Raw genomic sequence first — 1008 nt, 5'->3', positions numbered from 1 at the left:
TTGCCTCGTCCAACGGCTTCTTTGCCATGGCGCGTATCTCCATTCAATCCGTTAGAGATATAACGCGCCAGCATCGAATCGGTTGTCATGTTTTATGGGAAACTCAATAAACTAAACCTGACAGTAGTCGGTTGATGCAGATGGGGCGCGATGGCCTGAAGGAGATATGCTCGGATCTAATGGGATGGCCCCCCCCACCCGAAGCGGCATCAATGTGCCAAAGTGGAAGTGTTACAGCAACCACCCGACCGAGGAGAGCGCCCATCATGAAGATTACGACCATTGGCATCGATCTGGCGAAGAACATTTTTGCCGTCCATGGTGTAAATGAGCATGGCCGATGCGTGCTGAACAAAGTGTTCAAGCGAAATCACGTTGCGGAGTTCTTCGCCAACTTCCCCGCCTGCGTGATCGGGATGGAGGCGTGCGGCAGCGCGCACTTTTGGGCGCGCAAGCTGCAGGCCATGGGCCATACGGTCCGACTGATTGCACCGCAGTTTGTCAAACGGTACGTCAAGACGAACAAGAATGACGCGGCGGATGCCGAAGCAATCTGCGAGGCAGTCGCGCGGCCGAACATGCGCTTTGTGCCAGTCAGCAGAATCGAGCAGAAATCGGTGTTGTCGCTACATCGTGTACGCCAGGGTTTTGTACGGGCGCGAACTGCCCAGGCCAACCAGATTCGCGGACTGCTCGCCGAATTCGGGATCGTTGTCCCCAAGGGAATCGGGCATCTTGAACGTCAGGTACCCGAACTGATCGAAGATGCAGCCAACGAACTCACTGGCTCGTTTCGATTGCTTATCCAGCGCCTCATGGACCAACCGAAGGAGCTCGACAGACAGGTCCGGGATCGAGGCGCAGATTCAGGCGTGGCACCGCAATGACGAAACAAGTGGTTCTGTCGCGATAAGACGGTGAGGCCGAAGTAAATCCCGATATGAATAGGACTGCTTATGCTATCAACGAATAGAACTGGACGGCAGGCGTCGCGGCGAAGCCATCGTT

1 pseudogene is annotated in these 1008 nt (G+C 55.4%); it reads left to right on the top strand.

Annotated features, from left to right (window positions below):
• Positions 1-266: 266 nt before the first annotated feature.
• Positions 267-909: pseudogene (locus HV796_RS42720) on the top strand (IS110 family RNA-guided transposase); the annotation flags it as partial.
• Positions 910-1008 lie beyond the last annotated feature (99 nt).

This window comes from Paraburkholderia humisilvae (genome assembly GCF_902859855.1).
GTDB lineage: Bacteria > Pseudomonadota > Gammaproteobacteria > Burkholderiales > Burkholderiaceae > Paraburkholderia > Paraburkholderia humisilvae.
This window is presented reverse-complemented; position numbering and strand designations above follow the sequence as displayed.